Annotated in this window: 17 protein-coding genes; all 17 read right to left on the bottom strand. The window is 43.5% G+C overall.

Going from position 1 to position 19,084, the window contains the following annotated elements:
* Positions 1-63: 63 nt before the first annotated feature.
* Complete coding sequence (locus GKG41_RS14970) at positions 64-1,197, bottom strand: enolase C-terminal domain-like protein (protein ID WP_226902320.1); 1,134 nt, start codon at positions 1,195-1,197, stop codon at positions 64-66.
* Positions 1,198-1,201: 4 nt separating this feature from the next.
* Positions 1,202-2,557 carry a sugar ABC transporter substrate-binding protein gene (locus GKG41_RS14965; RefSeq protein ID WP_154260026.1) on the bottom strand — a complete coding sequence of 452 codons (1,356 nt, stop codon included), beginning with the start codon at positions 2,555-2,557 and terminating at the stop codon, positions 1,202-1,204.
* 12 nt (positions 2,558-2,569) lie between these two features.
* Positions 2,570-3,751 carry a trimethylamine corrinoid protein 2 gene (locus GKG41_RS14960; RefSeq protein ID WP_154260024.1) on the bottom strand — a complete coding sequence of 394 codons (1,182 nt, stop codon included), beginning with the start codon at positions 3,749-3,751 and terminating at the stop codon, positions 2,570-2,572.
* A gap of 27 nt (positions 3,752-3,778) precedes the next feature.
* Positions 3,779-4,621 carry a carbohydrate ABC transporter permease gene (locus tag GKG41_RS14955; RefSeq protein WP_154260022.1) on the bottom strand — a complete coding sequence of 281 codons (843 nt, stop codon included), beginning with the start codon at positions 4,619-4,621 and terminating at the stop codon, positions 3,779-3,781.
* Positions 4,621-5,514: a sugar ABC transporter permease gene (locus GKG41_RS14950; RefSeq protein ID WP_154260020.1), complete on the bottom strand. Its 894-nt coding sequence runs from the start codon at positions 5,512-5,514 to the stop codon at positions 4,621-4,623. Before GKG41_RS14950 ends, GKG41_RS14955 begins: the two co-directional genes overlap by 1 nt.
* 57 nt (positions 5,515-5,571) lie before the next feature.
* Positions 5,572-6,585: an alcohol dehydrogenase catalytic domain-containing protein gene (locus tag GKG41_RS14945; protein ID WP_154260017.1), complete on the bottom strand. Its 1,014-nt coding sequence runs from the start codon at positions 6,583-6,585 to the stop codon at positions 5,572-5,574.
* Between the two features lie 40 nt (positions 6,586-6,625).
* Complete coding sequence (locus tag GKG41_RS14940) at positions 6,626-7,423, bottom strand: gluconate 5-dehydrogenase (RefSeq protein WP_154260015.1); 798 nt, start codon at positions 7,421-7,423, stop codon at positions 6,626-6,628.
* 947 nt (positions 7,424-8,370) lie between these two features.
* Positions 8,371-9,249, bottom strand: coding sequence for a methylenetetrahydrofolate reductase (locus GKG41_RS14935; RefSeq protein ID WP_154260013.1), 879 nt, complete (start codon positions 9,247-9,249; stop codon positions 8,371-8,373).
* Positions 9,250-9,342: 93 nt separating this feature from the next.
* Positions 9,343-9,981, bottom strand: coding sequence for a methylenetetrahydrofolate reductase C-terminal domain-containing protein (locus tag GKG41_RS14930; RefSeq protein WP_072849480.1), 639 nt, complete (start codon positions 9,979-9,981; stop codon positions 9,343-9,345).
* A gap of 1 nt (position 9,982) precedes the next feature.
* On the bottom strand, positions 9,983-11,947 hold the full coding sequence (gene rsxC, locus GKG41_RS14925) for an electron transport complex subunit RsxC (protein WP_154260011.1): 1,965 nt from the start codon (positions 11,945-11,947) through the stop codon (positions 9,983-9,985).
* Between the two features lie 1,039 nt (positions 11,948-12,986).
* A complete protein-coding gene (locus tag GKG41_RS14920; RefSeq protein ID WP_154260008.1) occupies positions 12,987-13,229 on the bottom strand; it encodes a hypothetical protein in 243 nt (80 codons plus the stop codon).
* Between the two features lie 80 nt (positions 13,230-13,309).
* The gene (locus tag GKG41_RS14915; RefSeq protein WP_154260006.1) at positions 13,310-13,849 is read right to left on the bottom strand and encodes a hypothetical protein; all 540 of its coding nucleotides are present in this window, start codon (positions 13,847-13,849) and stop codon (positions 13,310-13,312) included.
* Positions 13,850-14,404 carry a hypothetical protein gene (locus tag GKG41_RS14910; protein WP_154260003.1) on the bottom strand — a complete coding sequence of 185 codons (555 nt, stop codon included), beginning with the start codon at positions 14,402-14,404 and terminating at the stop codon, positions 13,850-13,852.
* A 15-nt stretch (positions 14,405-14,419) separates the two neighbouring features.
* Entirely contained in the window at positions 14,420-14,953 is a 534-nt protein-coding gene (locus GKG41_RS14905) for a hypothetical protein (protein WP_154260002.1), read from the bottom strand.
* A gap of 330 nt (positions 14,954-15,283) precedes the next feature.
* Positions 15,284-15,808, bottom strand: a complete 525-nt coding sequence (locus GKG41_RS14900) for a hypothetical protein (RefSeq protein WP_154260000.1) — start codon at positions 15,806-15,808, stop codon at positions 15,284-15,286.
* On the bottom strand, positions 15,805-16,098 hold the full coding sequence (locus tag GKG41_RS14895; RefSeq protein WP_154259997.1) for a hypothetical protein: 294 nt from the start codon (positions 16,096-16,098) through the stop codon (positions 15,805-15,807). Before GKG41_RS14895 ends, GKG41_RS14900 begins: the two co-directional genes overlap by 4 nt.
* Positions 16,095-18,815, bottom strand: a complete 2,721-nt coding sequence (locus GKG41_RS14890; protein WP_154259995.1) for a hypothetical protein — start codon at positions 18,813-18,815, stop codon at positions 16,095-16,097. The genes GKG41_RS14895 and GKG41_RS14890 overlap by 4 nt, the downstream gene beginning before the upstream one ends.
* Positions 18,816-19,084 lie beyond the last annotated feature (269 nt).

Genomic DNA, 19,084 nt, shown 5'->3' with positions numbered 1-19,084 from the left:
GGCAGCCTCATCTGTGTGCCCACATTCTATGCCACTATAAATATTTTCTAGTTCAGGCTTATATCAAAAATACTCCTTACCGCTCAGCATGCCGCTTCGTTCAAGCCCCCGGATGTCAGGGGACATACTAATTCCCGGTTCCTGGGGAAGATAAAACCTGCCGTTCTTCTCCTCCGGTCTTAGTTCCATAATCTCGTAAAATGGCTGCATAACAGGAATCAGATACTCCACCATATCCTCTTGTCTGCCCGTTGCGATAAAGGAAGCCGTCAGATGGGAATATCCCCCGGACGTAAGTTCCAGATTATGCTCCACGGCCAGCCGCTTTGTCTTCATCCAGTCCTCCACCGAGCTGAGATTGCTGGGAATCGGCTGCAGCTGAGCAACTCCCGCCCTTACATAGGATTCCATAGGATAATAGCATCTGGGTGACTCCCCCATAGCTATGGGAATCGGCGACAGTTTCGTCAGTTTGGCAAGCTCTGTCATATCATAGGAATGAACCGGCTCCTCAAACCAGGCAATATCAAACTTCTCCACTTTGTCCGCAAATCTCAGCGCTTCCTCTGCATTCCACAGCTGATTCACATCTATGGCCAGCCTTGCCTCCCGGCCAAGCAGGGAGCGGACCATCCGAACACGCTCCACATCCCTGTCAATACAGGTGCCAAAAGAACCGGCACACTTCATCTTAAACGTGGTGTACCCTCCAGCCTGATAAGATTTTATTTCCTCTTCCATCTCCCGGTCTGTCAGATTCGTACCGCATCCGCTGGCATACACTTCAACCCAGTCTCTGTCAGCTCCCAGGAATCGGTGGAGAGGAAGATTTTCTTCTTTTGCCATCATATCATGAAAAGCCAGATCCAGTCTTCCCAGCTCCAGTGCTGCTTCGCTTGAAAAACCGCAGTTTCGGACTGCCCAGTAGAGCATATGGTACCAGTCCTCATAGCTTTTTTCTCCATTTCCTGTAATGAGCTTCAAAAACTGCTTCATCCTTTCCGAGCAGGGACACTGCCCGGCCGTACCGTTTTGGTTGTACAAGATCAGCCAGGCATCCACGGGAACCGTATCAAACGGTCCCCCTGTAGAATCCCAGAACTCCCTCGGCAGCTTCAGCGGCTGAAATCTGTATAGTTCTGCCCGGACAAATCTTACTTTTTTTTGGTAAGCTTTTCTATAATCTACCTTTTCCATCACTTTATTTATTTGCCTCCAGATATTCTTTCTGCGCTGCGGTCAGATAATCTGCCCACTCTTTTAAGACTTCCTCCGATGTCTTCTCCTTCAGCAGTACGGCCTGGAATCCAGGTTCCTGATATTTGCTTCTGAATTCATTCCACTGGGTAAGCCATACCGGATGGGTAAGGAATTTTACATTTTCCGCCTCCATCAATTCCCTGTAAATGCCGTTGTAAGGATCGTTTTTATACCATTCTTCATCATAAATCAAATTATTGATAGGAACTCTGCCCTCCTGCTCACAGAGATAAGAAGCTCCCTCACAGGATACCAGATATTCAATAAACGCAATGGCCCCCTCCTTATTTTTAGCATTTTCCATCACGGAATATCCGGTGAAAGACAAATTCTTAGTTACCACATTTCCCTGTTTATTCGCGGGTGCAATGACATTTTCAAAGTTTCCTTCCCCCAGATTCTTTTTATGCTCAGCAAGGGAGGATGAATTGTGACTGATATACATACTGGTCTTAGAACCGAACTCAGCTACCATTTCTTTAAAGCTGTTGGTTACACTGTCCTTAGAAGTCCATCCATTCCAGTATATACTTGCATACATGTCCATGGCCTCGGCAAAAATAGGCTGGGAAAGCACGCAGTTTCCTTCTTCGTCGAACATGCTGTCCTGATCTGCATAGGTAAAAATAAAGTCAAACAGATTCTCCATAGAACCGGCTCCGCCTCTCAGGGAGTAGAAATAAGAACCATTGTCCGGATCTGCATATTTTTCACAGTCAGCCATAAACTCATCCAATGTCTTCGGAACTTCAATGCCTTTTTCCTTCATAAGCTGCGTATTGCACCAGGAAATATCTGTAGTAATATACTGGGGCAGACAATACAGCTTCTTATCAATGGAACATAGACGAGTTGCCTCGATTACTGCCTCATTCAGATTCTCTTTTTCAGAAAATTCATCATACACTTCGTCCAGGCACATCAGGGCGTCCTGATTTATAAATGAGGAAACGTCCATATCCCGAATACTCACTACGTCCGGCACAGTATTAGTAGCCACTGCGGTATTGTACTTCTGCAGGTAGGAGTCAGCAGGCAGTCCTACATACTTCACCTCATACTGAGGATATTTATCCTCAAATCGTTTAATCAGCTCCTCAAAAATTGGATTAGATGTAGGATTCCCATCATGATACCAGAATTCGATGGTTTGTTTTTCCCCGGATGCCTCCTGCTGCTTTCCATCGTCCTTGCTCCCGGAAGATTCCTTGTCCCCGCTATCGCCTCCGCAGCCTGCCAGCATTGTCATACTCAGTACTCCTGTCAGAAGTAACCCCATAAGTCTTTTCTTTCTCATTCCAATTCTCCTTTACTCTTTTATTTTAAATGTTCCTTCTATATCCCGCCAGTTCTTTTCCGCATAATCCAGAAGGCAATCTGCCTGTTCCTTAGACATTTCCGGAAAATGCAGAAATAAACTGTGAGAGCCGTAACGTTTTACCAGCCTGTCCGCATTGGTCAGCCAGTCTTCAAATTCCCCGCTATATACCTTCACCCATATAGATTTTCCAGCGGCTATGGCCTTATCATAAATCTCATCCCATTTTTCCAGGGTTCCGTCAGGGCCTGCATCCCCGCTTGTCCACTGAATTGCATCGATGCCCTCTACTTCAAGAATTGCATCCAGGTGCTTGATATTGTCCGGGCCGTCCAGATGGTAAACCACCTGATCCAGCTTTGACGCCTGTTCCTTCAGAGAATCCAATACAAATTTCCGGAAATGATCCGGGGATATCATGGCGCCGAAATCGCACTGCAGTTTAGCTGTCTTTCCCTCCCCCCAGATTTGGAATACCATATAGGCACTGCCCTGATCCTTTTGGTTCTTCACAAGTTCATAAAATCTGTCATAGTATTCAAAGTAGAGATCCCCAATCTGTTTTACCCGGGCTTCAATTTCTTCCGGTTCCTCTATCAAGTCGTAAATCATTGGCATGGGGCCTCTCAGCGCTGCTATCACATCCAGATTCTCCATCAAATCCGGAATACAGACATAAAAGTCATCCCCAGCCAGCGCCACACACTCCTTTGTCAGTTCCATATGACGCTTAAACCACGGGTTATCCTCCCGGAATGCAAAGGGCGGCTGGCCATCCCAATCGTCAATGCAGGGTTCAAACCAAATGGTATCATCGTTAAATACAATGTCTGCGCCAAGATACGCCGCCAGACTTCCCGGCCCGAAATCCACATTCATATTGGGAAAGCTTTCCCCCAGAAACTCATGGGTTTCACAAAAATGCCGATATCTTCCCACTATTTTTTCTGCGTTCAGATATTTTTCCTCGGGATTTTTACAGTTCAGTTCTTCCGGAAGACGGTAATACCGCCCCTCACTGCGGCACACGTCGGCAGCTTCCATAGTTTGAGCCGCCTCCTCAATCTCCGGTTTTCTGGCTATGACGCACATGAGAGGTCTTCCTGTATTCTCATGTTTCCAGTACCGGCGCCATTTTTCCTTTGTCTCTTCCCAGTTTTCTTTATACCTCATCGTTTTATTCTCCTTATGGTTATTGTGTTAACCCTTCACAGCTCCGGCAGACATCCCCTCTACCAGATATTTCTGAATGTAGCAGAATATCAGCAGTACCGGTATCAGTGCAACTATAGTTCCGGCAGCCAGTCCCCCATAATTTACCGTGAACTCACCTTTCATCATACTCAGTCCAACCGGAAGGGTAAACTTACTGGAGTCATTAATAAAATTCAGAGCATATACAAACTCATTCCAGGAATTCACGAAAGCAAACGCACTGCTGGATACCACTCCAGGCATGATGGATGGAACTACTATCTTAAATATGGCTTTCCAGATGGAACATCCGTCAATCTGAGCAGCCTCCTCCAGGGTTGCCGGAATCCCTGAAAAGAATCCGCTCATCATAATCATACAGAACGGCAGGTTTACCGTAGTATTCGTAATAATCAGAGACCAGAGATTGTTGATCAGACCCAGTTTGTTAAATATAGTAAACAGTGGAATCAATATTACAACACCTGGCAGCATCTGTGTAATCAGGAGCATAAAGAACGTAAGCTTTTTGCCTCTGAACTTGTATCTTGAGATTGCAAATCCTCCCCAGATTGACACAATCATAATGATGACTGTAGTCACCACTGAGACAATCAGACTGTTCACAAAGTATTTATCAAATCCCATACTGGCCAGCATATTCTTATAGTTGTCCAAAGTAAACGGGGTGGGCAGATATCGGATAGGGAGTTCCATAATACTGCCCTCTTCCTTCAGCGAAGTACATAAAAACCAGTAGAAAGGGAAGATAATAAAAGCCGTAAACAGTATAATGGGAAGATAGCAGCCAAAGATTTTACTCAGTCTCTTTTTTACCTTTTTATTCATCAGTAGTACTCCTCCTCTCCGTATTTTCCTACCTTAAGATAGATGGCAGAAAAGATCAGCAGGGCCAGAATCATCAGTACAGCCATAGCCGAAGCATATCCTGCATCCAGAGTATCATTGAACACCATCATGATATATACAGGAATCGTAAGGGTTGAGAAATTGGGTCCCCCCTTTGTCATTCCATAGATGATATCTACCACATTCAAGGTCCAGATTGTACGGAGTAAGATCGTCAGCAGTAAGGTATCCTTGATAAGCGGCAGTGTTATCTTCCAGAACTTTGTCCAGGCATTTGCCCCGTCTACATCAGCAGATTCATATACCTCAACGGATATAGTCTGAAGACTTGAAAGAATGCTGATAGCAAAAAAGGGAATCCCCCTCCAGGTATTTGCAATCGTCAGAGCCCACATGGAAAGTGTTCCATCGGAAAACCATGACATACGATGATCCAGTATCCCAAATTTCATCAGAAGGTCTCCCACTACTCCAACACTTTCATTAAACATAAAGCTCCAGATTAGGGCTACCAGAATACCGCCCACCGCCCAAGGTGTAAACATCAGGGCACGGAATAATCCTCTCCCTTTAAATTTCATATTCAGCAGCAGGGCAACCAGAAGGCCAAAAAACGCCTGCAGCCCCACATTTACTACCGTCCACCAGAGAGAATTGCCTGCTGCCTTTATAAACGTCTCATCCTGCAGCAGAGTTTTGAAATTGTCCAGCCCCACAAACCCTGCGTCCTTCATATTCGTGAGTACATGATTCTGTGTACTCAGAAAAAATGTATTTAAAATCGGATACAGCATAAATATCCCAATAATCGCAAATGTGGGAAGCAGCATCAGATACGGCCGGGCGCTTTTTCCAAATATTTTTTTCTTCATTTTCTACCTCCTTCGTTCGGGGACACTCCTTGTTCCGTCAGCCCTCTGCTCATATTTCTAAAACAAAATCAAAGTTTTGACCGTATCCTGCCCGTCCGCCAGGGTTTCTTCAAACGCCTTCTGAATCTCTTCCACCGGATATTTCCTGGAAATCATAAGATCTTCGTTGATTTTTCCCTCTCTGAGCCACTCCATCACCTTCGGAAATCTGCGGCAGTTCATCCTGGATCCCACAATCGTCAGTTCCTTTTTCGTAATTTTAACCGGCGGTATCCCTGCAGGCGCTCCGTCAAACCCAATGACGGCCAGCCGGCCGGCCGGCGCTGCCAGGTCAGGCATCTGCTCGGTCAGGGCCGCAATCCCTACCGCATCTATCACCACGTCCGCACCTCCAGGCGCAAACCGCTCAACCGCATCCTCCAGAGAGTGTGTTCTGCTGTTTACAGTGTCGTCCGCACCGGCTTCCTTCGCTCTGGACAGTTTTGACTCAACCACATCCGATACCAGAACCGCTGCGCCAATCCCTTTTATGGCTTGTACAATGCAAAGTCCAATGGTCCCGCTTCCAATAACCACCACTTTATCTTCAGGTATAACCCCGGTCCTCGCCACTATATTAGCGGCAATAGAAAATGGTTCTGCCAAAGCTGCCGATTCAAATGAAACATCTTCTCCAAAAGGATAGAGGTGGCTCTCCTCTACAACAATATAATCCTGAAATCCACCGTCCATCTGCACGCCATAGCACTTTACGCTGCTGCACACATTCACATGGCCGCTTTTACAGGTTTTACACTCTCCACAGGCAAACACCGGATCCAAAACCACCCTGTCGCCTGTCTTCACCCGGGTCACCTGTGTTCCTGTCTCTCTTACGATACCGGATAATTCATGTCCCATAACACGGGGAAGCTCTACATCATCCCTCTCCCCCCGAAAAATATGTAAGTCCGTTCCGCAGATTCCCACGGCTTTCACTTCTACCAGTACCTCGCCCGGATGCCGGATCACCGGTTTCTCTGTCTCCTCTATCTCAATCTTTCCTGCGCTTATAAGCTTTGCTGCTCTCATCTTTTTTTCCTCTTTTCCATGATTCTGAACGCTTCCGCCTCTAGGGCTGCTTTCCGATATATGCAAGGATGCCTCCATCCACATACAGAATATGTCCGTTTACAAAGTCAGACGCCGAAGATGCCAGAAAGACAGCCGGACCTGCCAAATCTTCCGGAGTACCCCAGCGTGAGGCCGGTGTCCTGGAGATAATAAACTGATCAAAGGGGTGTCTCTCCCCATTCTCCTGCATCCTTCTCAGTGGCTCTGTCTGAGGGGTTGCAATATAACCCGGTCCGATCCCGTTGCACTGTATGTTGTATGCTCCGTATTCTGATGCAATGTTCTTTGTAAGCATCTTAAGCCCTCCCTTTGCCGCAGCATAGGCAGACACAGTCTCCCGTCCCAGCTCGCTCATCATAGAACACACATTAATAATCTTACCGTGTCCTTTTTCTATCATGCCGGGAATTACTGCTTTTGCCACAATAAAGGGAGCATTTAGGTCTATATCTACTACCTTCCGAAATTCCTCTACGCTGGTTTCATGCATAGGGATCCGCTTAATAATCCCTGCATTGTTAACCAGTATATCTACCGTTCCCAGAGACTTTGCGATCTCTGCGGTCATAGCCCGTACCTCTTCCTCCTGTGTCACGTCACAGAGATATCCCTGAGCCGCGATCCCAACCTGGTTATATGCTTCCAGCGCCTGATCCCTGTGCTCTTTGCTCCTGCAGTTAAAAGCAATTTGTGCCCCTGCTTCTGCCAACGCCCGAGCCATGGCGAACCCAATTCCATAAGCTCCCCCTGTAACCAGGGCCACTTTTCCATCTAAAGAGAATCTGTTCTCTCTCATCTAACTCTCCTCCGTCCTGTATTGTTATCTTATGGTGTAATCCTAACACTTTTTAATTTTTGTCTCTTTCACTTTTTAATTCTGACTGTATACTTTTTCACTTTTTCGGGGAGTGTTTAACCATATATTTAGTACTTTTACCGTATTTCTTTCTAAGCACACATCCATATACGTTATTTTTGCTTCGGCACATCCGGATGTTTATGTTCCTTTGTGCATTTTTCCATCAAAAAAAGCCAGTATCACATTTATGATACCAGCTCTTAGCTCACTGCCCAGAGGATTCAGCTGCCCCTGTCTTAATTTATTAAATTATTTTATAAGAAGCTCATGAAAAAATCTTTAGAACAAATCAGGTCTCCGGCAATCATATCTGCTGCCATCCACAATCTGCGTAGTCCGATGTTTTTATAATCAGCTGTTCTCGGGGACAGTGACTTTAAGCCTTTCTCCTTCACAGTAACCACCATTATTTCAATTCACACTGCCCTCACGGACAGTGACAGCAAAAATGCACAATAACATTTGCATTATCTTCCATTTATTTATTAATACTAAACAATTTTAAAGTTTTCCCTTAACCTTTTGGCCCCTTAATGATAACTATTTTTCAATTATCTTGGTGCGAATCTCCCAGTATTTTTATGTGCACTTGACATTCGCACCAAATAATGTGTAAGATTTACTGCCTTCTTCTTTCTCGATAAATATACAATAGCTTCTCAACATTCTCAAGTTCTCGTCACTTATCTTAGGGCTTTGACAGTTCCTTTTTAAATTAGGGCCATTATTTTTATCATATTCCCATCGTCAGTATATTTTTAGATGAAAGAAAAAGAACACTCCCGCAGGAAAATCAAGTATAACTACTCCTGATTCCTGCCGGAATGTTCTTATTATATACTACAAGGACTAAAACTCCGTATTAACTGACAGTCCTTAGAATATTAAATTCCGGCCAGCTTAAGAAGATCCGGTATTTTAGATTCCCAACCCAATGCCATGATATGTACACCCTGACAGTATGGTTTACACTCTTTGATAATACGTGCAGCGATCTCAACACCAGTGATACCTGCTTTTGTTTTTTCTTTATCGGCTTTCAGTTCGTCGATCATTGATTCCGGAACATGGATACCTGCTACATTCGCGTTCATGAACCTTGCCATTCCCACAGATTTCGGAATTACAATACCCAGCTGAACAGGTTTTCCAAACTGTTTTGCCTTTTCCATAAATTCAATGAATTTTTCAGGTTCATAAACTGCCTGCGTCTGGAAGTAGTCAGCACCAGCCATTACTTTTCGTTCCATCTTTGCAAGCTGTGCGTCAACAGAATCACTGCAGGGTGATACTACTGCACCCTTTGCAAACTTAGGAGGTTCTCCCACCAGCTCATTTCCGCCAAGGTCATAGCCTGATTCCAGCATTTTTACTGTATGAATCAGGGAAACAGAATCCAGATCAAAAACTGGTTTAGCCTGGGGATGATCTCCCATCTTGGTGTGATCTCCGGTTAAGAGCAGCAGGTTTTCAATTCCTAACATAGCTGCGCTCAAAAGATCTGACTGCAGTGCGATACGGTTTCTGTCACGGCAGGTCAACTGATAGATTGGTGTTAGTCCTTCATCCTTCAATACCTTACATGTCGCCAGAGAGCCCAGACGCATAACGGAAGACTGGTTATCTGTTACGTTCACCGCTGTAACACCGGTCAGATAAGTCTTTGCTTCTTCTACAAGATGGTCAATATTGGTTCCTTTCGGCGGTCCTACTTCTGCAGAAACTACAAATTCACCACGTTGAAATAATTCAGTAATATTCATTCTCCCTTACTCCTAATCATTATAAATTTGTAACCATTCAGTCCCATCATAGTTACCACGCGGGATACTACCCGCTGAATAGTCACATGAATTTTAACAGTTCTCTGTTTGTTTAGACACTTCATCATCGGTTGCATAATTACGTACCTGTACCGGACATTTCAGTGCATCCTGACGTCCAAGCTGTGCAAGGCGTCTGTAAATACGCTCCCAGCCGCATTCCATATCTCCGTCCACTTCGCATTTGCCGTTTTTGGTACCCCCGCATGGTCCGTTGACCAGACTTTTGGAGCAAGCGGTAATCGGACAGATACCGCCAGTGATGTTCAGATAACATTCTCCGCACTGATCGCAGTCATATTCTAAAGGTGTCACACCCTGGAATCCCGGCAATGGATATGTATCACATGCTGCACATACCTTTTTATCCTCCAGGTACTCGGCAATTGTCTGTACACCGACGCCGCAGGAGAATACCAACACCACATCTGCAGCTTCAATTGCACTCATATGCTTCTGAAGACGCAGCTTCATATTTTCCGGATTACAAATATAGTCAGTTGTAATGATTCCTGTCACATTCCCGTCGTCAGCCAGCTCTTTCTGAAATTCTGCGGCTTCTTTTTCCGGGAAATGAACTTCTTTGCATCCCTGGCAGTTAATGATAAAAACTTTCTTTCCGCCCACCAGTGATACGATAGTTTCCTTTGCTTTTAATTGGGTAATTAACATATCACTTCATCTCCCTTATCGCATTTTTTCCAGCCTTAATTTTGCTGACTAATGGAATCTTGGAGGAACATATATATTCACAGCTCCTGCACTCAATACAATCCATGACATCTCTGTCACGCATATCCTGCCATTTCTGCTCGTCTGCTAGTTTTGCATAATACAGCGGAGCAAGCTCCATCGGACACACGTCCACACAGCGTCCGCATTTGATACATGACATCTCCTGTGTCTGATCAGTGTCAATAGCAATGATTCCATTGGAGCCTTTCATCATTGGTACATTCAAATCTGATAGAGCAAACCCCATCATTGGTCCGCCCATCTTGACCATAACATCATCATCTGTGAATCCGCCGCAGTAGTCAATCAGCTCTTTTACATTGGTACCGATCTTCACGATGTAGTTGCCCGGCTTCTTCATCTTTTCACCGGTTATGGTAGCAACACGTTCAATCAGCGGCATGCCCTTCTGAATCGCATCAGAAACAGCCTTGACCGTGCTGATGTTGCTAACTACAACCCCAACATCTGCCGGTAGTCCACCCCGCGGTACCTGTCTTCCCATAATATGCTTAATCAGCATCTTTTCAGCACCCTGGGGGTATTTTGTCTTAGCCACTACAACTTCGATTTCGTCACAGTCAGCAGTTTTCGCTTCCATAAGTTCAACAGCATCCGGCTTATTATCCTCTATAACAATAATACCTTTCTGAGCGTCAACAGTTTTAATCATGGCCTTAAGACCGTAAATAATATCATCTGCAAACTCCAGAAGCACTCTATGGTCTGCTGTCAAAAGCGGTTCACATTCACAGCCGTTGAGCAAAATAGCCTCAATTGGCTTGTTCGGTTTCAATTTGACAGATGTCGGGAAACCGGCACCTCCCATACCTACAATCCCGGCCTCTCGAACAATCTCGATGATTTCATCCGGCGTAAGGTCTTCTAAATCTTTATTTGGTTTTACAGATTCGTACAGAGTATTTTTTCCATCTGATTCGATGACAACAGCCATAACTTCGCTGCCTCTTGTAGCATGCAGGCGCGGCTCAATTGCAACAACAGTTCCGCTGACACTAGAATGAACAGGAGCACTGATAAAGCCTGCAGCTTCAGCGATCTTCTGACCGACCTTCACTGTATCACCCACTTGGACAATAGGATTTGCCGGAGCGCCTAAATGTTGTGACATGGAAATGACAACCGTTTTCGGTTCCGGAAATCTTTCCAGTGCAATATGCTCGCTGAATCCTTTGCGTTCTGATGGATGAACACCGCCATAATAGCCTGCAAACCTTTCCTCACGGATAGATTTTACATATTCATTAATAACATTAAAATTAACTTTAGAATAGTCTCGTAACTGAACCGGCTGATTCAAAAATTCTTCAAGACGTCCCTGCTTCTCCAATTTACTATTGATTTTTTCCCAGGCACAATCTTTGTCCGGATCCACTTCACATTTTCCATTCTTAGCGCCCCCGCACTGTCCATTGACCAGACTTTTGGAGCAGTCAACGATTGGACAGACTCCTCCGGTTATATTCAGGTAGCACTGGGCACATGCATCACAGCGCTTTTTAGTCAACGCCATGCCGTGATGTCCTGTATAGTTCAAAGTATTGCTTGCCGCATATACAGGCACCTTTGCCCCGTCTGCAACTGTCTGGATACCCAAGCCGCAAGAAATTACAAAAACATGCTCCGTACCTTCGGGAATCATATCCTGTAATTTTCTCTCAGTCTGAGTTTTGTTGCACAAAAAATCGACCTTTGCGCTTCCTGTGATTGTTTTTCCATGTTCCGCGGCGATTTTTTCAAATTCACCGCAATCTGGTTCGTCAATGGTCTGAAATTCCTTGAAGCATTTGTTGCAGGCAATGACGAACATTTTATCTTTATCAGCCAGTAACTCAGCCAGCTCGTCGTTCCCCTTTAGCTTATACTTGGTATAGTTTTCCAATTGCTCACCTTCCTTAATGATATTAATTTACAGACCTAATGCTTATCTGATTATGTTATTTTTCCATTCTCTGTACTTTAATGAAAGAATAACAACAGGCAGATAATTTATGTCCGTAATTAACACATATTATAACACATAATGTTTGTATTATCTATTCTAAACCTACATTATTCATAATATTTCATGCGGCAGTGTGTTATGCCATTATAACATATTAAGAGGCTTATTATCTTTTCTTCACCAGCATTATTCATAATATTTCATGCTACTGCTCCATATGCCCAAAAATTGCCGCATTTTATAATACTTTCTACTTTCACCTGATAAGTGGAAAAGTTTATACAAATAGAATTTTTTACTACATTGTGCTTTGTCGTGGACAGACTATTTGCACTTGCTGTAGTTACTTTCGGGAGCGCAAATGCCCTCCCGATTATGTTAACTCAATTTGATTTAGTAACATAACAAAAAACAACGCACTGTCCTCGCAGACAGTGACGTAAGTCGATAAACGTATAGGGCTGAGTAGTGATAATTTCAATCCACACTGCCCTCGCAGACAGTGACGTTTCTCCATTGGAATCCTCCTCTATCCAATTCCCAATTTCAATCCACACTGCCCTCGCAGACAGTGACAGCAAATATATATAATTTTATTTCATTTTATCACTTTAAATCTGTTAATACCACACAAATATACAATTTCTCATGTTCTCCTTTGCCCCTTTACGCGACCAGTTGTACTCCTGTTTTAGGTGCGAATCCCCCAGTACTTCTATGTTTACTGGGGGTTCGCACCTAAAACACTTTGACAAGTCCCCATCTCAGTCTCTAAACCACTGCCCAAAGTGCAATAGCAAGTACATAAAAATTACAATGGGGGACATTGTTATAGGGGCAATGAGAATGGTTTCCTTGCTGCCGAGGAATGGAGCAGCCTCTACTAAATTCGGTAAAACGTGGGAGAATGAGGGAATACCCCAGGCAGACTTTTCGCCGAACAAAAATGCCCATTTATACATGCTAAATTTAAATATCAAATTTTCCGATATACTGGTGCAGCTATCTTTCTGATATAGAAATCCTTTGCTTCGCTCTCACTGCTGAAATCACATTTTATACCAAACATATAATGGATCAGTTTGTTCCACTCTACTGCTTCATAACCATTGCACCCTATAATATAGGAAAGTGTCTGCTTTTGGATATCTTCATGCCTTAGGTCACTTATATAAATTCCCAATGCCTCTGCTATATTTTCCAATAAATCTGTTTTCAATTCTACACCCTTTCTTTTACTGTCCCTGTCACAGCTCCGGGTCTGTAAGCCATCCCCAATGAGCCATCCGTTCCTTTACATCAAAATGAAGGAAGTGTCCATGTAAGTAATGTATCATATGGCTGGTCTTCCTGCGGCACTTTGAAATCCTTTGTATAAAATATATTAATTTTGTCAGGAGGAGGCGCACCGTCTTTTATCAGTATAATAAAATAAAACTTCAGTTCTTCATTCATCCTGATTTCCTTAATGAACTCACTTTCCTCAGGATTTGAAAAAAGGAGTCTGCCATCATAGCTTGTACTGTCATTGACACCTTGTATCTTGATATTCTCAGCATCGAATGCATACGCTCCTTTATTGACCACTTTTCCTGAAATAACATAATAATAATACCCCTCTTGTTCTTCATAATAATGGTAGTATCCGCTTGGAACTTCTGGTTTAACCTCTTTGCCGGAGTCCATATCTTCCACTGAAAAGGAAATATTGTTTATGGACAGGCTCTTATCGGGACCGGCCTCTATGATCTCGTCCGCTTTCGTTTTTCCGCTGCAGGCGCTTAAAAGTATAAGTAAAACAAATAATGTTGTGACAAATAAAAAGCATTTCTTCTTCACTTACTTCACCTCCAGTACTGCCTCCACTGCACCTCCGTTATATTTTTTTTCTGGTTCTTTCATGTCACTGGCTTCAACCAGGATGATAATGGGATACTCCCCCTTTTCTAATTTTTTCTCTGCCTGAAAGCTTGTTACAGCCGTACCCGGTTTTATTAGTCCTGTTTGATACAGCCTTGTCCCATCACTTTTAAGTGTCACAGAATAAGTAAAAAAACATTCATTCCCTTCCGGATTTAAAAAAGCTGCATCTACTTTCTGCGTTGCATAATTCATCTCAAGGACATCAAATCCCGGAAGCAGAATGGAATCGGGATCTGTATTTTTCACCCCGTCGGGAAGCTGATATGCAATGGCATTTTTGTCCAGATCCGGTCCGCGGTTATATAACAATGCAATTAGCACTCCGGCAGCCAACAACAGTAACGGTATTACAGTAATCAGGACTTTTCTGAAAGTCTTTTTTTTAATCCGCACATATCCGGCCTTTCTGTCTTGACTTGAAAAGGATTTCATCTCCTCATGTTTCTCTTTCTGGTTACATAGATCTTCCATCGGTGCCTCCTCGCATCATTCCTCTGTAACTACAAGCTGTGCGTCAATATTGCCTGCATTATAAACTATCTCTGGATTTTTTAAATCATTTGTCTCTACGATAACTTGGATGGGGTACTTCCCGGCCTTCAGCTTTTTGTTAAGATCAAATTCTGTTACAGCTTTTCCGGGTTCGATAAGGCCGGAAGTGTAGAGGACCTCTTCTGAATCTTTCTGTATAATTGTATATTTGAAGTAACAGCCATTGCCGTCAGGGTTCATCAACACTGCCTTAATATGTGTATCATTTGCCTTTCCATTTAGTACGCTCAGTCCCGGAAGCAAAATGGAGTCTTCATCTGTGTTCTTAACACCGTCGATATGATAAGACACAGCCGTCTTATCCAGACCAGGAACCTCATCTCTTTGTGCAAACCACACACCCACCAAAAATATGGCTGCGCATACCAGGATTGCTAATATGAGGAAGAGGACCCTCTGCCATGCATTGCCTATAATCCGTATAAAGCCTTCTTCTTCATTTGCATCCGTGACCGGTATATATCCCACAGTCCTCTTGGCCCAGGACTGTTTCCTTTTGTAAGGATAAACACCAATCTCTGTAGTTTGGCCGGAAAGGTAATTCTGTGCTTTGGAGTTACCACACATATGCATATCCGAAAATACTTTAAATCCACCATTTGGATATATCGCCTGTAGCTCATCTTCATTTACATAATTCTAGAGACTGCCGGTAGAGTCCTTATATGTCCGTTTTGCATACGATAACGGCCGCATCTTATATTTAATAGGTCATTCCCCCTTGCGGTTATTTGATTATTTGAAAAAGGAGCCAGTCTTTTGAAATGACTGACTCCATCTTGTTTATCAGAATGTACTCTAAACAGCATCGTCTGTAAAGGTAAAGGTCACATTTTTTGTATAGGTTCCTTCCGGGTTTGTTGTTGATTTTAAATATGCGTAGCCTGTGCTTGCATTTTCAGTTCCGGAACCTTTCTTTACCATAGTTCCCACTGTAAAGTTAGGATTAGTCAACTCCGCTCTCTGATCATCCGCAATTCCCATTACAACTGTGCCTGACGTACCGTCCATGTCAAGTCCTGTCCCATAATTCTTAACAGAAATCGTAACACTCCTGTCTCCGCTATAATCCTGTGAACCCAGCTTATCCAACAGTTTAAAATTTAATGAAACCCCCGTATCTGCTGTTGTGTTATAGTCAGACAAAACTGCTTCTTTTGGATAGGAAACCAGCCAATCCGCCTGATCCGGAGCCGCGGAATTTGCCGTATATGTTACCTCTGTTCCTGCGGTTGCTGTTTCCGGTGCTGCGGATACCGGAACGGTTGTTGCGCTGATCATGGCTGTTAATGCCAATACACTCATCAATTTGGTTTTTTTCATACTCTGTTTCTCCTTTTTTTAATGTATATAATTAACATCAGCAGCGTCGCCGATGCAATTACCAGTACTTCCAGACCAATCCAAACCGTGAAATCTCCTGTTTGGGCACTTGCTGTATGTACTCCCTTTCCCTTATCTATTTCTAACATGGGAGGTCTTTTATCTGGTGTATAGGTTACTTCCATTTGTCCTGTATTTTTGTATTTCCCAGCACTCTCCTTTGCAGATATAGTACATGGGTTAATCACAAGGAGCATAATTAAAATGCCTGCAGTTATTATTTTCTTCATCGCGTTGCACCCCCTGATAATGGCGCGGAAATATAAAATAGGGTTCCCTGCCCTACATCCGCTGAATCAGAGCTAATATGAAAACTCCCTTTATAAACTTCATTTCCGTTCTGAGATTTTGTGTTGAACCATATTTCCCGGCTTGGATTCCCTGTGCCAAATGTACCGATACGCGCATAGCTTTCATTGATACCGGCTGCTGTTAAGAGGTTTCCGTCTGCGTCGTACGCAGAAACCGTCAACTTTTTAGTATTGTCTGCAGACAGGGAAAGATCAAAAGTCTTTAAAACATCTACATTAATATCTTTGTCGCTGTTATTGACACTGTGATATGCAATGGTTACTTTTGTCCCGGCAAATTCTTCAGCAGGTGTAAGGTTTGTCCCGCTTTCACTTAACCGTATATTTTTCGGTATTGATATGTAGGAATCAGGAGAAATATCCTTCCACACAGCCTGAAGACTTATACTTTTATTATTTGCATTTAGGCCGGAGGCGAATTCATACACTTGCGGTGCATCACTCTCCCTGAATGTAATGTCTGGCTTCGGTATCCAGTTTCCTGTGTCATTAAGCTCAGTGACTGTCCAGTAATCAAATGCCTTGCCTGGCGGACATTGTGCTCCGGTGGGAAATTTGATGACAGCCTTATTACTCCCCGTATATGTTTTATATACCGTTTCGTCACTGAGTCCTGCAAAGGAGGTGCCATTCTCATCTAAATAGCTGACTGTTAATCCCCGGTCGTATTTCACAGCTGCAATCTCCTGATGATCCACGGTTACCTTATCAACAGTGGTTGTATTTTCCTCGTTAAGGTAATACGTATATTGATCAACGGAATTCACGAAGGTCTCCGCAAATTTGTTAAACTTAATATTGGTCCCTTTTATGACGTTTATACTTTTTGTATCTGCCCTTTGGGTTGAATAAATAATTCCGTCTTTACTCACATCCTGCAGGTATTTATTCACATTCCCGCTGATATTCTGCCCCTGACTGCTGGCAGCGTCCTCGTATATAAGGTTTATCTTTGCATCCAGCCTGGATGAATACATAATGAGATTCAGGCGCTTCTGTTCTTCTGGCGTAAGTGTATGATTTGTGTTCCAGGCCTTTAACAGTACAGCCGTATCACGGCGGAAGAAATCTGAAATGCTGATGATATCACCGGGTTTAAAATAAACCGAGTTATCCAGACTTTTTGCAAGCTCCAGCTTATAGTCTGCCGGCAGCAGTAAGTTATCCGGAGCCGTAATTGTTACAGTGAATCCTGCAAATACCCTGCCTGTTTCTTCAGGGGCTTTAAAATCCGGGTTAAACACAACCTTGTCTTCCAACAATAAATCAAATATACCGTCCCCCTCCACAATATAGTTTTGAGCGGCGTTATCATTCACATAGTCAGCATTATTAGTGACAGTTCCTATGATTTTTTCTGTTTTCACATCAATGGCCCGCATATCATGCTTTGTGGACAAGCTTTCAACCGGCATAAACAGAACATACTGAAAAGGGCTTATATCTCTTCTGTCCTGGGACGTATGAAACCAGGAATATTTCCCCAAAGTCAAATCCGGATATGTGGTCTGGCTGTTTTTATTTTCAAGCTCCTTTTTCTCTATTTCAATTGATTTATTCGTCATAATAGGCGTCGATGCTTCTCCATAGCTTTCCACTCTTGGATTCGTGTATCCCCATTTGGGAGTAATCCCAAATTTAAAAAACGGTTTTCCTTCCTCCTCCCAGGGAACGCCTCCACCGGTTATGTTTTTATTATAAACTGCACGTTTGTCTAAAAACATCCCTCCACTCTTAATGCTTGTTTCGCCAACTGTGCCGGTATCCCCGCCCTTTTCATCTGTATGATCCTCCAGAAAATAGGAGTCCGGCAAATTATTGTTCAATCCAAGAGAGATATTATCCAGATTTCTGAAAAAATGGGGCCCCTGTACACTCCCCGCGCCCTGTGTTCTTAAATAAAAGCTGTTTTTCATGTTTTCTATCTTTACATGTACCTGATAAGAAGGATAATTTAATCTTACCCCCGCAGTGCTTGTCCCTACTTCGGTATAGATAGATTTTTTAACTGTAATTGTAATCTCAGCTCCAACCGCTGCGGTATAGGTGTTTGATATAACGGCAGCTCCCCCTGCATCCGGGTCATAAATCCAATCAGGAGACCAGAGGGGGAAGGTTTCGGTAATAGGTGCATCCTTTGCATAGTCAGCGCCATTTGAAAAATAGCAAAGACTCACGGTTGGGGACGGCCAGAAGAAATATGGCGGCTTTCCATTTTGATTTACACGGTCAATTGCATATTCAAAGTGCAGTTCCTGCCCGCTGGCAAAGGATCCGGTGGCCATACTTACCGGTGTCTCTTTCCCTTCTATTTTAACGTTTTTTGCTGTTCCTCCCCGTACCTTTAATACTCCGGTATCTGCTTCGCTGTAGCTTCCAAACCCATAATAAGGCTGTCCCTCTGTATACGCTCCGCTCGCATCTGTCGCTTTCCACCAGTTCGAACCTTGCTCTGCACGCTGAAGATTGGATGTTGCATCATATATCCCATACATCAGGCCTGTTGTTTCCTTATCTCCTACTACATTCAAAGTCATCGGCTTATCCGGATAAGTAAATTCATAGCTGATTGTACGTTTCGTCTGATCTTCTTCTTCTGCCACTGGAACAGACGAATCACTAAATTCAATACCCACATTCTTTTTTCCCTCCGGTGCATTTGCCGTAAAATATCCGGGAGGATATGATAACACCAGTTTTATATGTGAGTTATGTTTGGCGCTGAGAGTGCCATCAAGATTTTCTTTTATACCGGTAATATATTGAATTTGAAACCCTTCTGCTTCTTTTGAATTATTTACAGTTACAGAATAACTCTGGGTGTTCAAACTAAACCCCCATGCCCGCACACTTGGCACCACCATAAATGAAACTATGCAGGCTATAGGGTATTGAACTTGTTAAT

Source organism: Lactonifactor sp. BIOML-A5 (assembly GCF_009677585.1).
Lineage (GTDB): Bacteria > Bacillota > Clostridia > Lachnospirales > Lachnospiraceae > Lactonifactor.
This window is presented reverse-complemented; position numbering and strand designations above follow the sequence as displayed.